The organism is Sphingobium xenophagum, assembly GCF_031457465.1.
Lineage (GTDB): Bacteria > Pseudomonadota > Alphaproteobacteria > Sphingomonadales > Sphingomonadaceae > Sphingobium > Sphingobium xenophagum_A.
In genome coordinates this window covers 1-2,504 of the sequence record NZ_JAVDWV010000043.1, presented here as the reverse complement: position 1 = coordinate 2,504, position 2,504 = coordinate 1, and the positions used below count along the sequence as shown (strand labels likewise).

The 2,504-nt window shown below is 63.6% G+C and carries 3 protein-coding genes; all 3 read left to right on the top strand.

The window, feature by feature from the left end; all coding sequences use genetic code 11:
• Positions 1-137 precede the first annotated feature (137 nt).
• From tnpA to tnpC, 3 genes are read left to right on the top strand one after another with little or no spacing between them, the layout of a single operon-like run.
• Positions 138-521 (top strand): IS66-like element accessory protein TnpA, encoded by a 384-nt coding sequence (gene tnpA / locus J2W40_RS20435; RefSeq protein WP_310227790.1) that lies wholly within the window; start codon positions 138-140, stop codon positions 519-521.
• The gene (gene tnpB / locus J2W40_RS20430; RefSeq protein WP_006957496.1) at positions 518-865 is read left to right on the top strand and encodes an IS66 family insertion sequence element accessory protein TnpB; all 348 of its coding nucleotides are present in this window, start codon (positions 518-520) and stop codon (positions 863-865) included. Before tnpA ends, tnpB begins: the two co-directional genes overlap by 4 nt.
• Positions 866-916: 51 nt before the next feature.
• On the top strand, positions 917-2,479 hold the full coding sequence (gene tnpC / locus J2W40_RS20425; RefSeq protein WP_310227789.1) for an IS66 family transposase: 1,563 nt from the start codon (positions 917-919) through the stop codon (positions 2,477-2,479).
• Positions 2,480-2,504 lie beyond the last annotated feature (25 nt).

The following is a 2,504-nucleotide window of genomic DNA, read 5'->3' as shown; positions in this document are numbered from 1 at the left end:
GGTAAGCGAGGTCTGACGGCCGCCTTGCGCGGCGCCCATTCGGGGGGATGATTGCCGCTCTTTGAGCGGGGTGGCCGATGTCGGACGAGATTGAGGATTCAGGGAGTGGTGCAGCGACTACTCATACGAGCGGTCGTATGAGTAGTCGGATAGAGATCGTTAGCCGTGTGTCAGGTCGGCGGCGGTGGACGGTAGAGCAGAAGCTGGCCGTGCTGCGGGATGCATTTGGCCCGGAGGGCTGCGTGCGGACGGCCTGTGAACGCCATGATGTCGGCAGCGGCTCGATCTACACTTGGCGGCGCCAGGCGATGTCCGGTGAGCTTGCCGGGGTTCGCAAGTTGGCCGAGCCGGCATTTGCGGAGGTGCAGATCAGCGAGCAGCCAGCCTTGCCTGCCCCGACGGTTGCAGCGAGCAGCGGCGGCGTGATTGGCATCGAGCTGCCGTCGGGTATCAGGGTAAGCGTGGATGCCACGGTCGATGCCGATGCCCTGTCACGGGTGATCGGTATCTTAACGCGATGATCCCGCTGCCGCCATCGACGCGGATATTCCTGGCTTGCGGCGCGACGGACATGCGTAAGGGTTTCGACGGCCTGGCGGTGATGACGCAGCAGGTTCTGGAGCAGAGCCCCCATTCCGGTGCGCTGTTCGCTTTCCGGGGCAAGCGCGGCGATCTGGTGAAGCTGCTTTGGTACGACGGCCAGGGCATGTGCCTGTTTTCCAAGCGGATGGACCGGGGGCGCTTCGTGTGGCCGTCGACCAAGACGGGGTCGGTGGTGATGACCGCAGCCCAGCTTTCGATGCTCTTGGAAGGCATCGACTGGCGGCGACCTGAACGCACTTTCACCCCTTCATTGGCGGGGTAAAACGCCCATTTTCTGGTGCTTTTATTAGCGTTTCGACGATCGATCTGCTATATGATTGCGGTGTCGGACGCAGGCCTTTCCACCCCTGATAAAGACGCTCGGATCGCCGAGCTTGAAGCTGCATTGGCGGCTGCCCACGCCGATATTTCCGCCCGCGACATCCTGATCGATACGCTGCGCGTGCAGATTGCGCGCCTCAAGCGGATGCAGTTCGGCAAGTCGTCCGAGAAGCTCGATACCCAGATCGCTCAGCTTGAGCTGGCGCTCGAAGAACTTGAAGGCGAGGCCATCGTCGCCGCCGCGCGTAGAGGCGATCCGGTAGCCGTCGATCGGCCATCACCGGTTCGGACGCTGCCAGCTCATCTACCGCGCGAGGAGCAGCGGATCGAGCCCGATCAGGGTAACTGCACCTGTCCCGACTGCGGCGGCGCGCTGCGGCCGCTGGGGCAGGATAGCGACGAGATGCTCGATGCCGTGCCGGTGCAGTGGCGCGTCATTCGAACCATCCGCCCCAAGTATAGCTGCCGGTCCTGCGAGAAGATCGTGCAGGCGCCCGCGCCGGTGAAGGCGATAGCGCGGGGCAAGGCGACCTTCAGCACCCTGGCCCATGTCGTCGTCTCTAAGTTCGACCATCACCTTCCGTTATACCGCCAGGCCGAGATCATGGCCGCGCAGGGCATCGAGATCGACCGCTCGACGCTGGCAGGCTGGGTCGGCCAGGCATCCGTGCTGCTCGATCCGATCATCAGCCGTATCCGTGAGGTCGGACTGACCGCTTCAAAGATCCACACCGACGATACGCCGGTCCCCATGCTCGATCCGGGACGTGGCAAGACGGCAACCGGCAGGCTCTGGGCCTACGCCGTCGATGATCGCGGCTCTGGTGCGACTTCGCCGCCACTGGTCTGGTATGAGTTCACCACCGACCGCACCGGCGCGCATCCCCAACGGCAGCTGGCCAGTTTCACCGGCTATCTTCAGGCGGACGGCTATGCCGGATACGACAAGCTCTACGACACCAACCGCGTCACCGAGGTCGCCTGCTGGGCGCATTTCCGGCGCAAGATATTCGACATCCACGCGACCAAGCCGACACCGCTCACCACTGATCTGCTGGAACGCATCGGCCAACTCTATGAGATCGAAGCAGAGGTTCGCGGCCATCAGCCTGATATCCGACGACGACGCCGACAGGACCGCACCAAGCCATTGATCGACGAACTGCACGAGGCGCTCGACGATGCGCTGCGCCGTCTTTCGCCCAAGTCGGAGATGGCCAAGGCCATCGCCTATGGCCGCAAGCGCTGGGTCGCGCTGACGCGCTTCCTCGACGACGGCCGACTGGAGATTGATAACAACATTGCGGAGCGCGCCATGCGCTGCGTGGCCCTGGGCCGCAAAAACTGGCTGTTTGCAGGATCAAAGGCGGGCGGTGATCGGGCCGCTGCCATCTACTCCATCATCGAGAGCGCCAAACTCAATGGCCTCGAACCACAGGCCTATATCGCCGACGTCATCGCCAGGATCGCTGGCAACTGGCCTGCTGCCCGCTGGGATGAACTCATGCCGTGGAACTGGCGGCCCGATCAGCAACCGATCGCCGCAGCCGCCTGATCTGCGGTCTCCAGCCCACGCTTAC

Excerpts from the sequence above, each read along its gene's own strand:
- tnpB (WP_006957496.1), top strand. The coding sequence starts at position 518 with ATGATCCCGCTGCCGCCATCGACGCGGATATTCCTGGCTTGCGGCGCG.
- tnpC (WP_310227789.1), top strand. The coding sequence starts at position 917 with ATGATTGCGGTGTCGGACGCAGGCCTTTCCACCCCTGATAAAGACGCT.
- tnpA (WP_310227790.1), top strand. The coding sequence starts at position 138 with ATGAGTAGTCGGATAGAGATCGTTAGCCGTGTGTCAGGTCGGCGGCGG.